General features: G+C 60.1%; 16 protein-coding genes. 8 read left to right on the top strand and 8 right to left on the bottom strand.

All coding sequences use genetic code 11. From position 1 onward, the window contains the following. Nucleotides 1–73: 73 nt before the first annotated feature. On the bottom strand, nucleotides 74–466 hold the full coding sequence (locus tag FJ978_RS14415; RefSeq protein ID WP_140572635.1) for a hypothetical protein: 393 nt from the start codon (nucleotides 464–466) through the stop codon (nucleotides 74–76). Between the two features lie 261 nt (nucleotides 467–727). Between FJ978_RS14415 and FJ978_RS14420 the strand changes: the two genes are divergently transcribed. Further along, nucleotides 728–1,891 carry an NnrS family protein gene (locus tag FJ978_RS14420; RefSeq protein ID WP_140572636.1) on the top strand — a complete coding sequence of 388 codons (1,164 nt, stop codon included), beginning with the start codon at nucleotides 728–730 and terminating at the stop codon, nucleotides 1,889–1,891. A gap of 12 nt (nucleotides 1,892–1,903) precedes the next feature. Here FJ978_RS14420 and FJ978_RS14425 read toward each other — a convergent pair whose 3' ends face one another. The 7 genes from FJ978_RS14425 to FJ978_RS14450 form a co-directional block, all read right to left on the bottom strand. Then, nucleotides 1,904–3,319 (bottom strand): 4Fe-4S binding protein, encoded by a 1,416-nt coding sequence (locus tag FJ978_RS14425; RefSeq protein ID WP_140572637.1) that lies wholly within the window; start codon nucleotides 3,317–3,319, stop codon nucleotides 1,904–1,906. Further along, complete coding sequence (locus FJ978_RS14430; protein WP_140572638.1) at nucleotides 3,316–4,164, bottom strand: FTR1 family protein; 849 nt, start codon at nucleotides 4,162–4,164, stop codon at nucleotides 3,316–3,318. Before FJ978_RS14430 ends, FJ978_RS14425 begins: the two co-directional genes overlap by 4 nt. Further along, the gene (locus FJ978_RS14435; RefSeq protein ID WP_140572639.1) at nucleotides 4,161–4,520 is read right to left on the bottom strand and encodes a cupredoxin domain-containing protein; all 360 of its coding nucleotides are present in this window, start codon (nucleotides 4,518–4,520) and stop codon (nucleotides 4,161–4,163) included. Before FJ978_RS14435 ends, FJ978_RS14430 begins: the two co-directional genes overlap by 4 nt. Nucleotides 4,521–4,625: 105 nt before the next feature. After that, nucleotides 4,626–5,171, bottom strand: coding sequence for an iron transporter (locus FJ978_RS14440; RefSeq protein WP_140572640.1), 546 nt, complete (start codon nucleotides 5,169–5,171; stop codon nucleotides 4,626–4,628). 279 nt (nucleotides 5,172–5,450) lie between these two features. Beyond that, entirely contained in the window at nucleotides 5,451–5,978 is a 528-nt protein-coding gene (locus FJ978_RS14445; RefSeq protein ID WP_140572641.1) for a GNAT family N-acetyltransferase, read from the bottom strand. A gap of 418 nt (nucleotides 5,979–6,396) precedes the next feature. Further along, on the bottom strand, nucleotides 6,397–6,573 hold the full coding sequence (locus FJ978_RS32810) for a hypothetical protein (RefSeq protein WP_181176927.1): 177 nt from the start codon (nucleotides 6,571–6,573) through the stop codon (nucleotides 6,397–6,399). A 100-nt stretch (nucleotides 6,574–6,673) separates the two neighbouring features. After that, the gene (locus tag FJ978_RS14450; protein WP_140572702.1) at nucleotides 6,674–7,387 is read right to left on the bottom strand and encodes a cyclic nucleotide-binding domain-containing protein; all 714 of its coding nucleotides are present in this window, start codon (nucleotides 7,385–7,387) and stop codon (nucleotides 6,674–6,676) included. 177 nt (nucleotides 7,388–7,564) lie between these two features. On the opposite strand from FJ978_RS14450, the gene FJ978_RS14455 reads away from it, so the two are divergent. Genes FJ978_RS14455 through FJ978_RS14485 form a run of 7 tightly spaced genes read left to right on the top strand, consistent with a single transcriptional unit; the run spans nucleotide 7,565 to nucleotide 18,281 of the window. Beyond that, a complete protein-coding gene (locus FJ978_RS14455) occupies nucleotides 7,565–10,303 on the top strand; it encodes an MFS transporter (RefSeq protein ID WP_140572642.1) in 2,739 nt (912 codons plus the stop codon). A 15-nt stretch (nucleotides 10,304–10,318) separates the two neighbouring features. Further along, nucleotides 10,319–14,062: a nitrate reductase subunit alpha gene (locus FJ978_RS14460; protein ID WP_140572643.1), complete on the top strand. Its 3,744-nt coding sequence runs from the start codon at nucleotides 10,319–10,321 to the stop codon at nucleotides 14,060–14,062. After that, the gene (gene narH, locus FJ978_RS14465; protein WP_140572644.1) at nucleotides 14,059–15,585 is read left to right on the top strand and encodes a nitrate reductase subunit beta; all 1,527 of its coding nucleotides are present in this window, start codon (nucleotides 14,059–14,061) and stop codon (nucleotides 15,583–15,585) included. The genes FJ978_RS14460 and narH overlap by 4 nt, the downstream gene beginning before the upstream one ends. Further along, complete coding sequence (gene narJ / locus FJ978_RS14470; protein ID WP_246678127.1) at nucleotides 15,582–16,289, top strand: nitrate reductase molybdenum cofactor assembly chaperone; 708 nt, start codon at nucleotides 15,582–15,584, stop codon at nucleotides 16,287–16,289. Before narH ends, narJ begins: the two co-directional genes overlap by 4 nt. Nucleotides 16,290–16,303: 14 nt before the next feature. Further along, nucleotides 16,304–17,080, top strand: coding sequence for a respiratory nitrate reductase subunit gamma (narI, locus tag FJ978_RS14475; protein ID WP_140572645.1), 777 nt, complete (start codon nucleotides 16,304–16,306; stop codon nucleotides 17,078–17,080). A gap of 3 nt (nucleotides 17,081–17,083) precedes the next feature. Beyond that, nucleotides 17,084–17,986 (top strand): peptidylprolyl isomerase, encoded by a 903-nt coding sequence (locus FJ978_RS14480; protein ID WP_140572646.1) that lies wholly within the window; start codon nucleotides 17,084–17,086, stop codon nucleotides 17,984–17,986. 10 nt (nucleotides 17,987–17,996) lie between these two features. Continuing rightward, a complete protein-coding gene (locus FJ978_RS14485) occupies nucleotides 17,997–18,281 on the top strand; it encodes a hypothetical protein (RefSeq protein WP_140572647.1) in 285 nt (94 codons plus the stop codon). Nucleotides 18,282–18,326 lie beyond the last annotated feature (45 nt).

The following is an 18,326-nucleotide window of genomic DNA, read 5'->3' on the forward strand; positions in this document are numbered from 1 at the left end:
GCTTTGTTTGGACCGCGATCGGCGGAACTGGTTGGCAGGGTCGCCCGAAGCCTTCACCAGTTCTTGCTGCTGATCACCTATGGCCCCTCTGCACCGGAGATAAACTGAGTTGCCGCATCGAAAATGCACCCTCCTTTGCGGTGCTCGCGATATCGTCAAACAGGAGAGCGAGATCCATGTAGACGCTGCGGTCCCGTTCGGCTGCGCCCATTTCATCGAGATCCTGCAAGAAGAAGAGAATGGCTTCGATGCGCTCGCGCTGACTGCGGGCGTTGGCAAGATGCTCGCGTGCCGCGCGCCGGACTTCCAGAGCCGTAAATCGCGCCAGCGTCTCGTCGAGCCTGGAACGGCACTCACAATCGAGCCGGGCGTCCTTGATCAAATTTGCCAGCCTGCCGACAACGGCCATGTCAGCAAAGCGCCGGGAACCGTCGTCAATACTACTCAATGGAACGTTTTGTTTCATCTTCTTCGCTCCTAGGGCAGACATTTCGCAGCCGGTCGCAACGCGAACAGACGCCGCGCGCCTTGCCAGTCGGCAGACGCAGCCTCGAAAATTTCTTTGACTATAATCGACCATTTTGCAGCCTGTTTGCGCTGGAGCAAACACGCAGACCGATCACCGACAGTATTGCCTTCGAGTTGAGTTTTTTTCGACCGCCGATCATGCGGGTTGCGAAGCGGCACGAGGATGCTGTGTCAGCCATCCCCGCAGAGGAATTCTTGCATGGTTACAGAAGGGAGTGCGCTCACCTTGAATGCGCAGCAGAAGCGGACGTCGGCGCCGTTTCGGCCATTTTTTCTAATCGCTGGTCTGGACGCGATTGTAGGCGCGGCGGTCTGGTTGCCGTCAGCGTTCGGAATACAGGCCATCGGCCCGACCGGGATATCTCCCGGCGATTGGCATCGCGACGTGCTTCTTTTCGGGATGGTTCCAGCCATTTTGACTGGCTTTCTGTTGACGGCGCTGCCCCGATGGACAGGACGACACGCAGTCTCGCCACTTACCACGCGTCTGCTGGTTGCTCTATGGCTGTGCAGCCGGGGGACTTTCCTGTTTCTGTCGCATTCGGCCGGGCTTGCCCTCTCTGCGCTTCTGGTGCTGACGCTCTTCTTGATCGCGGCGGGACGGGTGATCGCGAGCCGCGACCGCCGCAACCTGAAGATACTGTTTCTGCTGCTTGTCTTTTGCGGTGGCAACATGCTCGCAGCAGCGTCCTACCAAGTAGAATTCGCGCTGCGGCTGGCCTTGGCTTCGATCATCGGCCTCATCATGATCATCGGAGGACGGGTGGTACCGGCTTTGACGGTGGCCTATGTCGAGAGCGCCGGCGGTCGGATACTCATCGATCGGTACGCCATCTTGGAGTGCGCGGCGGCGGTTGTGGCAGCGTGCGCCTTTGGTTTGTGGGTTGTCGCGCCGCAGACACAACTCACCGGCGTTGCCTGCGCGCTTGCCGCCTGCGGTCAGACCATGCGAGCCGCCCAATGGAACGGCTGGCGAAGCGCGGCCTCCGCGACGGTTCTTGCCCTTCACGTAGGATATGGCTGGGTCATCGTGGGTTTCGGACTTCTGGCGATCCACATTCTGGCACCGGAATGGCTGGGACAGGCGGCTGCGGTTCATGCATGGACAATCGGTGCCATCGGCACGATGGCCCTCGCTATTATGGCGAGCATGATCCGCAAGCACAGCCGCCGCGCCTTCGCGGCTTCGGCCCTGGCGACCGGTGCGTTCGTGGCGATGACGATTTGCTGCCTGTCGCGCCTTCTGGTCGACTTGCTGCCCAGCTACGGCGCCGCCTTAACCAGCCTTTCAAGCACCTTTTGGGTTATCGCCTTCGGTCTGTTTTTGGTGGCCTTTCGCGGAGTGCTCATACCGGACATGTGAGATGATGCCGGCTTACCAGAGCCAGAAAAGCAGAAACCAGCCGAGGTCGGTGACGATCATGGCCAACCCGACGAAGAATGTCGCGAGCACTCGTCGGCCATGTTCCCGGTTGTAGAGACCAGTCACCTGCCAACAAAGCACCCCGGACCAGATAGTCGCCAGCGCGATCATCGCGGCGCGCAGGGGGCCGACGAATGGAAGGTCGATGCCGTCCGAACGAAGCTGGCTGATCGTTAGCGCGGACAGGCCGAGAAAGACCCCAGCGCCGGCCAAGGGTATCAGGGCTTGGGCAAGGTGATGAAATCGGGCCGGCTGCCAGGGACCAAGGCTTCGTGTGGCAAGTGCCAGCATCGACGTCGTCAACGTGCCGCAGGCGATAGCCGTCGCAAGCACGTAGCCGACCAGCAGCGCCCCGTCGAGGAGCGTCATCACATCGCTCCTCTGAGGATAGTCGGTGAGCATCCACCAAGGCGCTGTGGCTTCAAGCGGCCAGATCACCCCGCCATCGACCAACCGCTCCGCTATCCACTGCTTGGCGGCGACGAACCAAGGACTGACAGACCATTGAAATGCGCCAACGGCCAGACCCATAAGGCCGAAGACGATCAGTACCGTCTCCCAGGGTTTGGCCGCTTTCCCGGCAACATGAACAATCTCATGGTTAGGCGAACGGCGAGCCAGACGGATTGCCCCGCGAAAACCGCTGCACCGTCCGCACATGTGACAGTCGGCGGCACCGCGCATGGTCCGGAACGGCACCAGCGGCGCGCAGTTGACAGCCCCGGGCTTGATCCTGGAGAGCTGGGACTGTTGCCAGAGCGGCGGATCTACGCGGAAATGCAGCGGAGCCAGCTTAGCCAGTAGGCCAAAGACACCGCTGACCGGACAGAGATAGCGGCACCACACACGCTTGTTGCGCCCGTAGAGATAGCCGATCACGGCGGCCGCCAACGTCGAGCCTCCGAGAATCAGGAGCGTTGGACGGGGGTACTGGTAGACGCTCGTCATCTGGCCGTACAATGTTGTGCAGGCGAAGGCGATCGTGGGCCAGCCGGGCCACATCATCCAGCGCGGGATCGCTCTCCCAAGTCCACGTCCGCTGACGAATTCGGTTATCGCTCCTTCCGGACAGAGAATACCACACCACATCCGTCCGACCAGCGCGGTGCTCAAGAGCACGAGCGGCCACCAGACACCCCAGAAGGCAAACTGGGCAAAGCGGGTGAAATCGCTCCACAAATAGGCCATGTCATCCGGAAGAGGCAGGAAGACGGGAACGACGAGCAGAATGGCGTAGATCAGCACGACGGACCATTGTGCGATCCGGATCGACCGTTGATTGCGCTGCAGCCAATCCCCGAGCCTCTGCCAGGCGTCGCTCGGCGGGACGGGCTGGACGTGTCGTTGTGGCGCGACCCGTATCGTCATGGCGCGCGTTCTGCGGGATGAGGCCGCGCTGATCGCAGCAGTGCGACGGCGGCGATCCAGTAAAGCGCGTAAACCAGGACCGCCATCAGTTCGGGGCGGGCGCGATAGCCTGTCATGGCGGCAACAATGCCGCCAAGCCTGCCCGTATCATCCAGAAGCCAGGACGTGTCCCACAGAGATCCGGATAGCGGCGGGATGAGTTCCAGCCCCATGGCGCGGTCAAGAGCAGCCATCATTAACGATGCGGCCAGCGCCAACAGAAGGATTTCCGTGACGCGGAAGAATATAGACCAGGGGAAGCGCCTGGCGGCCACCTGAATCAGCCAGTAGAACGCGGCGGCGAATGCAAACCCCGCGACGACGGCCGCAAGTGTTCCGGGCAGTGTCGTTTCGCTCGCCGAAGCCAAAAGGCCGTAGAGGAAAACAACCGTTTCACTGCCTTCCCGCATCACGGCGATGGCAGCCAGGAAGAAAAGACCCAACCAGTTGCGGCCAGTCAGCGCGCGCTCTGCGCCGCGTTCAAGTTCCTGCTTCAGCCTCCTGCCTTGCCTGTGCATCCAGACGACCATCTGCAGTATGAGCAAGGCGGCCAGTCCAGCCATGGCTATCTGAAAATAGTCTTCTCGGTCTCCTTCGAGCAGGCTCGCCAATGACAGGATGACCAAAGCCAGAACTGCGGCCCCGGCGATGCCTGCGGCGACGCCGGCCCAAAGGAAATATCGTCCGGTTGTGGCTCTCGCGCCAGCGTGATGCGTCAGCCATCCCTGCAGGATGCCGACGACCAGAAGTGCCTCCATGCTCTCGCGCCAAACCACGAAGGCGACCTGTCCGAAGAGAGCGGTCATTGGATCGCAGGCTCCTTGGCGATGAGCATGGCGGGCGGCATGCCGGGATGAAAATCGTCGAAGAAGCGATACTCGCCGGGACTGAGACGCTGGATGACGACGAAGGATGTCACGCCGGGTCCCAGCACCTTCTCCTTGCGCAGCTCAACGCTTTCGAACTCGACAGGGCTGGAGCCGGTATTGCGAAGCTCCAGTTTGAAGCGCGCGTTGGCCGGCACCTCGATTGATCGCGGCGTGATCGCGCCATCGCTGAGTTCGACGACGAAGCTCGGATATTCATCAGCGGATGCGGGGTGCGCGGTTGCCAGAAGGCAGATCGCGATGGCGACCTGTGTCGAATGGAGGAAGGCGGTCATTTCGGCTGTCTGTCCTGTTTTGTCGCTCTGCGTTGCGCTCAAGGAGCCGGAAGGTTGGCAACGCAGAATGAGCTACAAATTTCGAAGCGGGCAGCTGACCTAGGTCTAATAACCGCCCTTCTTGCCGACGCCGGCATAGGTGAATTCGTATTCGACGTGAAAGGTCTCGGGCCACGCTCCGACACCTGTCTCCTTGTCGACATGTCTTCCGAAATGCGAGGACGCGTCGGACCCTTCAGAGGCAACGCTAAGCTGAAGGCTGTATTTACCCGGTCCCATCAGCTTCACGTTGTCGCCATAATGCGGACCGTCGCTGGCCACCATGGGCATGAAAACGCCGCCCACCTTGTGATTGCCATCGAGCTTGGTCAGGACATATTCGATTCTAAGATTGGGGATCCAATCGCCTTCGGCAAAGCCATTGGCATTGTCACGCGTGGCATGGATATCGGCTTCCAGATGCATATCGGAATCGGCTGCGGGCCTCATGATGTGAGCTGGCTCCATCTCGATCGGCTGCAGATAGACGGCGGCAACCTCCATGCCGTTCATGAGTTTAGGTTCGCCAATGGGGTATTCCAGTGCGCAAGCTCCTGAAGCGGTTACCAGAAGAGCTGCGACGGATGAAAATAAGATCAACTGACGAGACATGACTGCTCCTTGCTATCGACGGCGACGCTCTTTGCCTTCGGCTGATATTTCCGGAGCAACGAAACCGGTTCCGACACATCCCGGAACCGGATCAGGTGAACCGACAAACATGATCACCATTGTCTACTTATTGAGGAGATCAGCCGCTTCTTTGCGCCTGCGCAAAGAACACAACGTTTTGTTGAAACGGGAGGCCGCCTCTGATGTCCGCCGATCGCGCCGGTTGTGAATGGTCCCTTGTTCATCCACAACTTGACGGGTGTTCTGCTGATCGCTGCTTCAAGAAGGTGCTGTGCAACCCAGCTGTCGCCGAACCAGAACAAGCGTCGGATCATCGGGGTAGGCCGTCACAGTAAAGCCCATATCGCGCTCGAGTTCGATCGCGGCGCGGTTTTCGCGGCTCTCGATCGACTCGATAGTGTCGAGGCCTAGCCCCTCAGCATATTTCGCGATGTATAAGAGCAACTCCCAGCTGACGCCCAGGTGTTTGTGATCTTCGCGAGTGCAGATCGCGACTTCTCCGTGCCGACGAGGCTGATCGCATGCCAACATCGCAACTGCGATCAGCAAGCCGTTCACCGAAAAGGCGAGGAAGTTGTGTATATCTGCATCGTCCGAACGCGTCATCGCGACGAGCCGCTCATGCGAGACCACCTTCAACCCGCCGAGAAAGCGAAACCGCAAATCTTCCGGCGTCACATGGGTAAAGAACTCTGCCAAAGTAGGCTCGTCTTCGGGCCGTGCGCGGCGCATCTCGAAGCGAAATCCAGTGCGTGTGGAAAGAGTGCCGTTGCTGTTCGTAGTCATGTGTCGCCTGCAATCTCGAGTTCTTTCGATAGGATGGAGCTCCGCTTCATCGCCGAAACAGTGGCAGCCGACGGCAGTCGCGTCTTTGATGCGCATCAAAGACGCGAGTGAAGTTAGGCCGCTCGGGCGAGAAATGTCGGCTCATTTTGATCGAGATCAATGCGGGTGACCGAGATCAAAGTGTCTTCGAAGATTCAGCAGTTTATCGAAGAGGTCGCGCCCAATGGCCGATGTCGTTTCCAGGCTAGTCAGGGAGTGCAACTTTACGCGCAGCAAAGGTGCGGACTTTCCCACCATCTGGCAGACCGTGTTGAAGATGCATCCGTACGTTGCAGGGCCACCGGTGCAGGAGTGGGATGAGCAAGGACCTATCCTCAAGGTTCCCCTGACAACAGGTCGCCATCTCATCTTTGGCGCTTCAGACTTTCGGCTTGATTGAATTCTGGCGAGGTTCTTTGTCCAAATCCGTTTTGATCGTCGCACGGCGCTGTTTGCGTGACTTATGACGCGATTCGAAAGAGGCGTACGCCAGCACCGCGAGGAAGGCAAAGACATCCAACACCAAGATGGTGATCGTCGAGCTGTCCGTTGGCACACCTGTTCTCCTTCCTCAACTGGTTGAGGTGACGGCAAGAGTGACGGACAGGCGTTGACTTGGATCAACCGAAAGCAGTGATTGCCGCGACTTTGGTCAATCAGACGACGAAGTCATCGGTATCTGGCCCGTCGGTAACGGGGTCGTATCCGCATTCGGCAGCCAGCCGAGAAGCGTCATGAATTACGACAATTTGGCCATGGACTTGAATGCCTGAGTTGCTCAGGCTGGACAATGCACGCGAAAAGGATTCTCGAGTTATGCCAAGTTCGGAGGCAATCAGCATCTTCTCAAACGGCAGGACCGCTTTGTCTGGAGTACGCTGCCTCTGTGACAGGGCCAAGAGGTAACACCCGACACGCTGTATCGCGGTCCTCAACTTGAGACTTTTGATCTGCCGAACCATACGTCGAAACTGTTGTGCGAGGCTTCCGATCACCGCCTGTGCCAGCAGGGGGTTCGTCTCCACGGCCGCCCGAAACGCCGCCGCATGAATCAACAGAAGGCGCGAAGGCTCAGGCACCCGAGCTTGCATGAGGTAGGGCGCCCCGGTCAAGACAGCGGCAGGGATAACGAGGTCCTGGGACCGAACGGCCTCGATCAGCACTTCTCGACCGTCGGCTGATCGTCCAAACAATTGCACGGATCCTGCCAGCACGATCAGCTGGAAGGTAGGCACATCGCCTTGCTCGAACAAAACGGTGCCTGAGGCTACACTGTGCACCACGGCGTTTCGTAGCAGGTCGGTGCGCATGGCTACGGACAGCGCCCGAAACAGCTGCAGCGCTTCCGGTGCCACTTCCTCATCCGTCATTCCATGCAACAGATTGTCCCCCCGATCGCGGCTCTCCCACACTGCCGCATCATTCGTGACAGAAGTCACAGCGGTCCTTGACCTAGATCAATGTCGCAGGGCGCCAGTTTGGCCATTTTGGCTTTGGGCGGACATGTTTCCGCTCCCATGGACCAACTGTCAAAGGGGCCGTCGACGATGCAAACGACTGTGTATCCGAAGTCCGGTCAAATCCTGGGTGCGAGCACGGCAGCATTCACGGTCTGCTTCGCCGTCTGGACCATCTTCTCCATCATCGGCATTCGCATGCGCCAGGAACTTGGCCTCAGCGAAACGCAATTCGGCTTGCTTGTCGGCACGCCAATTCTTACGGGCTCTCTCATTAGGGTCGTGCTGGGTATCTGGACGGACCGCTATGGCGGCCGGATCGTCTTCACGGCGAACATGCTCGCCGCCGCAGTTGCGACCTTTCTGCTGTCCTATGCTCACACCTATCCGCAAATGCTGGTGGCCGCCCTCGGCGTTGGTATAGCTGGCGGCTCTTTTGCAGTTGGTGTTGCGTATGTGTCCCGCTGGTTCCCGCCGGAAAGGCAAGGGACAGCACTTGGCATCTTTGGCGCCGGCAATGTCGGTGCCGCGGTCACCAAGTTCCTCGCTCCCTTCGTGCTCGTCGCCTTTGGATGGCAGGTCGTCGCACAAGTCTGGGCAGTAGCTCTCGTCGTCATGGCCGTCATCTTCTGGCTCACGACGGAGGACGATCCCATTATCGTCGAACGTCGGCGGTCCGGCATCAGGCCGAAAAGCGCCTGGCTCGAACTTGAACCCCTGAAGAATGTGCAGATCTGGCGCTTTGCACTCTATTATTTCTTCGTCTTCGGCGCCTTCGTCGCGCTCGCGCTCTGGCTGCCGCAATATCTCATCAACGTCTACGGCCTCGACATCAAGACGGCGGGCATGATTGCAGCCTTCTTCTCGGTGCCGGCGAGCCTCTTTCGGGCCTATGGCGGACACCTGTCCGACAGCTTTGGCGCGCGGCGCGTGCTCTACTGGACCTTCCTGGTCTCAGTCGTGGCGACCTTCGTCCTGTCCTATCCGCCGACCGACTACGTGGTCCACGGGCTCAAGGGTGCGACGTCCTTTCACCTGGAGATGAGCCTCGTCGGCTTCGTCATTACGATTTTTGTGCTGGGCTTCTTCATGGCCCTCGGCAAGGCTGCGGTCTACAAGCACATCCCGGTCTACTATCCCAAGCATGTGGGCTCGGTCGGCGGCCTCGTCGGGATGATCGGCGGCCTGGGCGGCTTCCTGCTGCCGATCCTGTTCGGTTTGCTGCTTGACCTCACCGGCCTGTGGACGAGCTGCTTCATGGCGCTCTTTGTGCTGGTTACTGGTGCACTCCTGTGGATGCACGTGGCCATCCGCCAGATGGAACGTGGAGTCGTCGGTGAAGCCCTCGCCAAGCTCCCGCCGTTCCCCGAAATGCAGGGCATGCCCAAGCCCGTGACAGGAGCCCGATCGGGTGATGCTCTCACGGACTGGCGTCCGGAGGACAAGGTATTCTGGGCTGAAAGCGGCCACCGCATCGCACGCCGCAACCTATGGCTTTCGATCCCGGCGCTTCTCCTTTCTTTTGCCATCTGGCAGGTATGGTCCGTCGTCGTCGCCAAGCTTCCGCTTGTGGGCTTCACCTTCACCACCGACCAGCTCTTCTGGCTTGCAGCTCTGCCCGGAATCTCGGGCGCGACGCTGCGCATCTTCTATTCCTTCATGGTGCCGATTTTCGGCGGCAGGCTCTGGACGACCCTAACGACCTGGTCGCTCCTCATCCCGGCGGTCGGGATCGGTTATGCAGTGCAGAATCCCGACACGCCCTATGTCGTGCTGTTGATGCTGGCGTTGCTTTGCGGCCTTGGCGGCGGCAACTTCGCCTCGTCCATGTCCAATATCTCCTTCTTCTTCCCGAAGGCGGAAAAGGGCAATGCACTTGCGCTCAATGCTGGCCTTGGCAATCTCGGCGTCAGCGTCGTCCAGTTCGTCGTGCCGCTCGCTATCACCGCCGGGATATTCGGCTGGTTCGGTGGCGATCCGGCCATGGTCAAGGGACCGACGGGCGAGGCGCCCTTATGGCTGCAGAATGCCGGCTTCGTATTCGTGCCGTTTATTGCGATTTCGGCTTTCGCAGCCTGGTTCGGCATGAACGACATCGCTTCGGCCAAAGCATCCTTCACTGAGCAGGCTGTGATCTTCCAGCGCCGGCACAATTGGATCATGTGCTGGCTCTACACAGGAACATTTGGGTCTTTCATCGGCTATTCGGCCGGGTTCCCGCTGCTCACGAAAATGTTGTTCCCAGACGTCAACGCACTTCAGTTCGCCTTTCTCGGCCCGCTTGTCGGAGCCCTGTCGCGCTCGGGCACCGGGTGGCTTGCGGACAAGTACGGAGGCGCGCGTGTCACCTTCTGGGTCTTCGTCCTAATGATTGCGGGTGCAGCAGGGGTTTTGTGGTTCATCGGCATCAAGGATCAACCTGGTGCATTCCTTGGCTTCTTTGCCGCGTTCCTGCTGCTGTTCTTCGCCACCGGTGTCGGCAATGCCTCCACGTTCCAGATGATCCCGGTGATCATGGCCAAGGAGATGGGCCGTTTGATGCCCATGGCAGATGCAGAGACGCGCCGTCGGCAGGCGGAGAAGGAGTCCGCTGCCATCACCGGCTTTACGTCAGCGATCGCAGCCTTCGGCGCCTTCTTCATCCCGAAGAGCTATGGCAGTTCGATCGCCTTGACGGGCGGGCCGAGTGCCGCGCTCTGGGGGTTCTTGATCTTCTACGTCAGCTGCCTCGTCATCACTTGGGCCGTCTACACTCGCAAGGGCGGCCTTCTTCACGACATCGAGCGTGCCAAGCGTGGCGCATCCGTCCAACCGGCCGCAGCCGAATAATCAAAGGCAAAAGCAATGTCGCATTTTCTCGACCGGCTAACCTTCTTCCGCAAGACCGTCGACAGTTTCTCCGACGGCCACGGCATCGTCACCAACGAGGATCGCGCATGGGAAGACGGCTACCGCAAGCGCTGGCAGCACGACAAGATCGTGCGCTCCACCCATGGTGTGAATTGCACCGGCTCCTGTTCCTGGAAGATCTACGTCAAGGGCGGCATCGTCACCTGGGAGACGCAACAGACCGACTATCCGCGCACGCGGCCCGATCTGCCCAACCATGAACCGCGCGGCTGCGCGCGCGGTGCCTCATATAGCTGGTATCTTTATTCCGGCGCGCGGGTGAAATATCCGATGATCCGCGGGCGATTGCTGAAGCTTTGGCGGGCTGCGCGCGCCACGATGCCGCCCGTTGCCGCATGGGCCTCGATCGTCAAGGATGACGCTCGGCGGCAATCCTACATCTCGATCCGCGGCCACGGCGGCTTCGTACGTGCCACCTGGGACGAGGTGAACGAACTCATCGCAGCGGCCAATGCCTATACAGTAAAGGCTCACGGTCCCGACCGTGTCATCGGCTTCTCGCCGATCCCGGCCATGTCGATGGTCTCATATGCAGCAGGCTCCCGCTACCTGTCGCTGATGGGTGGCGTATGCATGTCATTCTACGACTGGTATTGTGATCTGCCGCCGGCGAGCCCCCAGACCTGGGGCGAGCAGACCGACGTTCCTGAAAGCGCCGACTGGTACAATGCCGGCTTCATCATCGTCTGGGGCTCCAACGTCCCGCAAACACGGACCCCCGATGCGCACTTCTATACCGAAGTGCGTTACAAGGGCACGAAAAGTGCGGTCGTCAGCCCGGACTACGCCGAGGCGACCAAATTTGCCGATATCTGGCTCAACCCGAAGCAGGGGACTGACGCTGCACTGGCACTGGCCATGGGCCACGTCATTCTTCGCGAATATTACCTGGATCGCACGGTTCCGTATTTCGACGACTATGCCCGCAAATACACCGACTTGCCGTTCCTGGTTCGCCTCACGGAACGCGATGGTCGGTTCGTTCCGGAACGGCTCTTGCGGGCTTCTGAGATCGCTGGTGGTCTGGGCGAGAGCAACAATCCGGAATGGAAGACAGTCGCGATCGACGAGACTACGGACAAACTCGTCTCGCCGCGTGGGTCGATCGGCTATCGCTGGGGCGAGGGCGCCAAATGGAATCTTGAGGAGAAGGACGGCGAAGGCCGGAGCGTTCGGCTCAGGCTGACGCTTGCTGGCAAGAAAACCGAGATTGCAGCTGTCGATTTCCCCTACTTCGGCGGTCGCGCGACCGAGCATTTTGTCTCGACCGATCACGGTGAGATCCTCACGCGCAATCTTCCGATCCGGCGGATCAAGCTGAGCGATGGCTCCAAGGTGGCAGTTGCCACCGTGCACGATCTGATGATGGCCAATTATGGTGTCGATCGTGGCTTTGGCGGCGAACACGCGGCCAAGAGTTATGACGAGGACGTGCCGTTCACGCCCGCCTGGGCCGAGCGCATTACCGGGGTTAAGCGCGATGCGATCATCACGGTTGCCCGTGAATTTGCCACCAACGCTGAGAAGACCAATGGGCGCTCGATGGTGATCCTCGGCGCCGGTGTCAACCACTGGTACCACATGGACATGACTTACCGGGGGATCATCAATCTCCTGGTCTTTTGTGGCGCCATCGGCCAGTCAGGCGGTGGCTGGTCGCATTATGTCGGGCAGGAGAAGCTGCGACCGCAGACAGGCTGGACACCGCTTGCGTTCGCGCTCGATTGGAGCCGGCCACCCCGGCACATGAACTCGACGTCGTTCTTCTATGCGCAGACCGACCAGTGGCGCTACGAGACCCTGACGGCTGCCGAAATACTTTCGCCGACCGCGCCCGAGGGTGACTGGAACAAGAGCTTCATCGACTACAATGTCCGCGCTGAGCGTATGGGCTGGTTGCCCTCGGCGCCCCAGCTGAAGCAGAATCCGCTGACAATCGCGGCCAAAGCCAAGGCCGCGGGCCTCGAGCCGAAGGACTATGTCGCCAAGGCGCTGAAATCCGGCGAACTGGAACTCTCCTGCCATGACCCCGACGATCCCGCCAATTGGCCGCGCAACATGTTCGTCTGGCGTTCGAACCTGCTCGGTTCATCCGGCAAGGGACATGAATATTTCCTCAAGCACCTGCTCGGAACAACACACGGTGTGATGGGTAAGGACCTCGGCCCGGAAGGGGCGGTCCGCAACACCGAAGTCGTCTGGCATGAAACGGCGCCGCAGGGAAAGCTCGACCTTCTGGTCACGCTCGACTTCCGCATGTCGACTACCTGCGTCTACTCCGACATCGTACTGCCGACAGCCACCTGGTACGAGAAGAACGACCTCAATACGTCCGACATGCATCCCTTCATCCATCCGCTGTCAGCCGCGGTCGATCCTGCCTGGGAGTCGCGTTCCGACTGGGAGATTTACAAGGGCCTCGCCAAAGCTTTCTCGGAAGTGTCCCCAGAGGTGCTGGGCGTCGAGCAGGATGTGGTTCTCACTCCGATCCAGCATGACAGCCCTGCCGAAATGGCCCAGGCCCTCGACGTGAAGGACTGGAAGCTTGGCGAAGTCGAGCCAATCCCGGGCAAGACGATGCCGTCAGTGGCGCTCGTCACCCGCGATTACCCCAATCTCTATGCTCAGTTCACAGCGCTGGGACCGCTGATGACGAAAATTGGGAACGGGGGCAAAGGTATCGCCTGGAACACCGAGCACGAAGTCGAGGCGCTCGGAGCGCTTAACGGCGTGCATATCGAGGGTTCGACCAAAGGCTTGCCGAAGATCGAGACCGACATTGACGCAGCCGAGGTCATTCTCATGCTGGCGCCGGAGACGAATGGCGAGGTGGCGATCAAGGCGTGGGAAGCCTTGTCGGAGATCACCGGCCGTGAGCATGCACACCTTGCTTTGCCGAAGGAAGACGAGAAGATCCGCTTTCGCGATATCCAGGCACAGCCGCGCAAGATCATCTCTTCGCCGACATGGTCCGGCATCGAAAGCGAGAAAGTTTGCTACAACGCAGGCTATACCAACGTCCACGAATTGATCCCGTGGCGGACATTGACCGGCCGCCAGCAGCTCTACCAGGATCACCTCTGGATGCGGGCTTTCGGTGAGGGGCTCGTCACCTGGAAGCCGCCAGTCGATCTCAAGACGATCCCGGGTATCAAGGATGTCCGTCCCAACGGGCACAAGGAAATTGTCCTCAACTTCATCACGCCCCACCAGAAATGGGGCATCCATTCCACCTATTCTGACAATCTTCTGATGCTGACGCTCAACCGCGGCGGCCCGGTGGTGTGGATCTCCGAGACCGACGCAAAGGCCGCCGGCCTGGTCGACAACGACTGGGTCGAGGTCTTCAACATCAACGGCGCACTCACCGCACGTGCCGTCGTCTCCCAACGGGTCAAGCCGGGCATGATGATGATGTATCACGCCCAGGAAAAGATCGTGAACACACCGGGATCGGAGATGACCGGCCACCGCGGCGGCATCCACAACTCGGTCACCCGAACGGTGCTGAAACCCACCCACATGATCGGCGGCTACGCGCAGCAGTCCTACGGGTTCAACTATTACGGCACCGTAGGTTCCAACCGCGATGAGTTCATCGTCGTCCGCAAGATGGCCAATGTCGATTGGCTCGAAGGGCCGCTCGAATCCGACGCGCCGAAGGAGGCTGCAGAATGAAAATCCGCGCTCAGATTGCGATGGTGCTGAACCTCGATAAATGCATCGGGTGTCACACTTGCTCCGTCACTTGCAAGAACGTTTGGACCAACCGGGAAGGCGTCGAGTATGCCTGGTTCAACAATGTCGAGACCAAGCCCGGTGTCGGCTATCCCAAGGAATGGGAAAACCAGAAGAAATGGAATGGTGGATGGCGGCGCAAGAACAACGGCCGCATCGAGCCGAAGATGGGCGCCAAATGGCGTATCCTTGCCAACATCTTCGCAAACCCCGATCTGCCGGAGATCGACGACTACTACGAGCCATTCACTTTTGACTATCAGCACCTGCACACGGCGAAAGAATCGAAGGCTTTCCCCACGGCCCGCCCGCGGTCGGCGATCACCGGCGAGCGCATGGAGAAGATCGAGTGGGGTCCGAACTGGGAGGAGATCCTCGGCGGCGAGTTCGAGAAGCGTTCAAAGGATGTGAACTTCGAGGGCGTCCAGAAGGACATCTACGGCCAGTTCGAGAACACCTTCATGATGTATCTGCCTCGGTTGTGCGAGCACTGCCTCAATCCGACCTGCGCGGCAGTCTGCCCCTCGGGCGCCATCTACAAACGCGAGGAAGACGGCATCGTCCTGATCGACCAGGACAAATGCCGGGGATGGCGCATGTGTGTCTCCGGCTGCCCATACAAGAAGATCTACTACAACTGGTCGTCCGGCAAATCGGAGAAGTGCATCTTCTGCTATCCCCGCATCGAGGCGGGGCAGCCGACGGTTTGTTCCGAAACCTGCGTTGGGCGCATTCGCTATCTCGGCGTAATCCTCTACGACGCGGACCGTATCGAGGCGGCTGCCAGCACTCCCGATGAGAAGGACCTCTATCAGGCGCAGCTCGACGTTTTCCTCAATCCGAACGACCCGGCCGTCATCGCCCAAGCTCGCGCCGACGGGATTCCCGACAACTGGCTGGAAGCAGCCAAATTGTCGCCCGTCTGGAAAATGGCGATGGAATGGAAAATTGCCTTCCCGCTTCATCCGGAATACCGCACCCTGCCGATGGTCTGGTATGTGCCGCCACTCTCACCCATCCAGTCAGCGGCGGCCGCAGGCAAAATGGGCATCGATGGCGACATGCCTGACGTGCGCAGCCTGCGCATCCCGCTCCGATATCTCGCCAATCTGCTGACGGCGGGCAAGGAGGAGCCTGTCGCTCTCGCGCTCGAGCGCATGCTGGCGATGCGCAGCTACATGCGGGCAAAGACGATTGACGGTCGCCTCGACGAGTCGATCGCGGCGCGGGTCGGCCTGACGGGAACGGCCATCGACGAAATGTACAAGGTGATGGCAATCGCGAATTACGAGGATCGTTTCGTCATCCCGACGGCACACCGTGAGTGGAGCGAGGACGCTCAGGGCATGCGCGGCTCCTGCGGCTTCTCCTTTGGAAACGGCTGCTCGAGCGGCTCCACCGAGACGAACCTCTTTGGCACCAAGCAGACCAAGCGACCAACCAATCCGATGGAGATCGCATGATGATCAACCCGGTCTCGAACAGGACCTTCAGGGCGCTCTCTGCGCTCCTTGCCTATCCAACGGAGGACCTTTCCTCGGCGATCCCTGAAATCACTGCGGCGATCGAGGCCGAGGGCCTGGTGTCGGACGAAGCAAGAGAGCAATTGCGTCCTCTGCTCGTCGATCTAGACACCCTCGATCTGTACGATCTCCAAGAGCGTTACGTCGAGCTGTTCGACAAGACGCGTCGTCACTCTCTGCATCTCTTCGAGCACATACACGGCGAAAGCCGCGACCGCGGCCAGGCGATGGTCGATCTAGTCGAACATTATAGGCGGGGCGGGCTTCTGATCGCGGCAAACGAACTGCCCGATTTCATCCCGCTTTTGCTGGAGTTTCTGTCCGCTCGTCCGCTCGATGAGGCGCGGGGCCTGCTCAATGAAACCGCTCATATCTTCTCGCTGCTTGAGGAAAGGCTGGCGAAGCGAAACGGAGGCTATGCTGGCGTGTTCGCAGCCATACGCTCGATCGTCAGCGAGACCGCAGTGATTGTGGGTGCTGTCGAAATCGACGACGAGCCCGACGACTTGGCGGCTATCGATGCTGCCTGGGAAGAAACCGCCGTCACTTTCGGCCCTGGAAATGCGACCGACGGTTGTTCCGTCGACAGGTTGAAAATCCAGATGCGCGCCGCGAACCGCGACGCGCGGCACAACGTGGCCTGACCGGGAGGCAAGCGATGTCCAACACAATTAACGACGCGCTTTTTGGCTGGTATCCCTATTTCTGCCTGACCGTCTTCCTGCTTGGGAGCCTGATCCGTTTCGACCGCGAGCAGTATACCTGGAAGACAGGTTCCTCCCAGCTTCTGCGACGGCGGCAGCTCCGCTGGGGTTCCAATCTCTTCCATATGGGTATCCTGGCGATCTTCGGCGGGCATTTCGTTGGCCTGTTAACGCCGATCTGGGTATTTGACACGCTCGGCATCTCCCACAGCTTCAAGCAGGGTCTCGCTATCACGGTCGGCGGCATCGCCGGCGTCGCCTGTTTTATCGGCATCGCGCTTCTCGCTCATCGTCGGCTGTTCGATGCCCGCATCCGCAACACGTCCGCTCCCGGCGACATCGCCATTCTGTTGTTGCTCTGGCTGCAACTCACCCTTGGCCTTTCCACCATCTTCGTCTCGCTCGGTCACATGGATGGCCACGAGATGGTGAAATTCATGAATTGGGCTCAGGGCATTCTCACCTTGCAACCAGCGGCCGCAGGGTATGTCGCCGACGTCAACCCGATCTTCAAGGCGCATCTCCTGTTGGGTATGACCATCTTCCTCGTCTTCCCGTTCACGAGGCTGGTTCACGTATGGAGTGCGCCGATCTGGTATCTCGGGCGCCCCGGCTACCAGGTGGTGCGCACGCGCTTTGCAGGGCGGCGGGCACCCGCGCCCATGCCCACGGTCCGGTCGTCCGAACCGGTGCGGGCCGTTGCTGTTCCCGTCCCCCAGCCTGTGGAGTAAATCATGACCGCTCTTATCATCGATCACGCGGCCAGCCGGGCACCGTCCTCCGAACATCCGCACGAGCATGGTCCTGCGGCACGCGACACGGCTCCATCGCGCGAACGCGTTGCTATGCCACCCGTGACTGTCAACGGGGTGACGGTATCGCGCAAGGCGATTGCCGGCGAAGTGCAGAACTTTCCCGCTCGCAATCCCGGCGAGGGGTGGAAAGCAGCCACGCGCGCGCTGGTCATTCGCGAATTGCTCCTGCAGGAAGCACGGCGTCTCGATGTCGACGTTGAGCAGAAGACAGACGAGGACGGTCGTCGAGAGACAGTGGAAGACGCGCAGGTGCGTGGCCTCATAGAGCGCGAAGTCCGTGTGCCAGAGGCGAACGAGGAGATGCTGCGTCGCTTTTATGAAAACAACCTTCGCCGTTTCGTGACGCCGTCGCTCTACGAGGCCGATCACATTCTCATCGGTGCCCGCCGCGATGAAGGCGAAGCCTTCGCCGCTGCGCGAGAAAAGATGCTGTCGCTCAGATCGGCTCTGGCAACCGCACCGGAGCGTTTCGCGGCACTGGCCCGGGACTGCTCGGATTGTCCGTCGGGCGCAATCGGCGGCAGCCTTGGTCAGATCGGGCCGGGCGACACGACGCCGGAATTCGAAGCCGCCCTGATTGATCTCGTCCCCGGTGAGATCTCCTCTCCGGTGGAGACCCGCTACGGCGTCCACCTTATTCGCCTGACGCGGCGCATCGACGGCCGCCAGCTCCCGTTCGATGTGGTGCGGGAGCGCATCGCCGCCTATTTGACCGAGCATGTCTATCGGCAAGCCACGGCGCAATACGTCTCTCTGCTTGTTGGTCAGGCGGATATCAGCGGAATCGACATCGACGGTTCATCTTCGCCGTTAGTGCAGTGAGGATGACGCGATGCTCGGAAACCTCATAGCCTCGCTGGAAGATCCTAGAGTTGCCATGGGTCTTGTCGAAGCGTTCGACGAGCCCGTCTTGTTGACCCGTCTGGCTGCCGCTGCTGAGGCGTCCGGTCGTTTGCCGGCCGAGATCGTCGGCTCGGCCGTTCGCAATTTCCTGGACACCGCATCGGACGATCATTGGACGCAACTCATCGGTCTCATGAATCGCGCGAAGGATCCTGGCCTCGCGGCGATGCGCGCAATTCTCGAAAAGTCCCTGCCAGCGGCGAAGGCTGTCTGACGATGGGTGCACTACGCAACAACTGCTTCCGCTCAGGCGCGCAGA

Source organism: Mesorhizobium sp. B1-1-7 (assembly GCF_006442705.1).
Taxonomy (GTDB): Bacteria; Pseudomonadota; Alphaproteobacteria; order Rhizobiales; family Rhizobiaceae; genus Mesorhizobium; species Mesorhizobium opportunistum.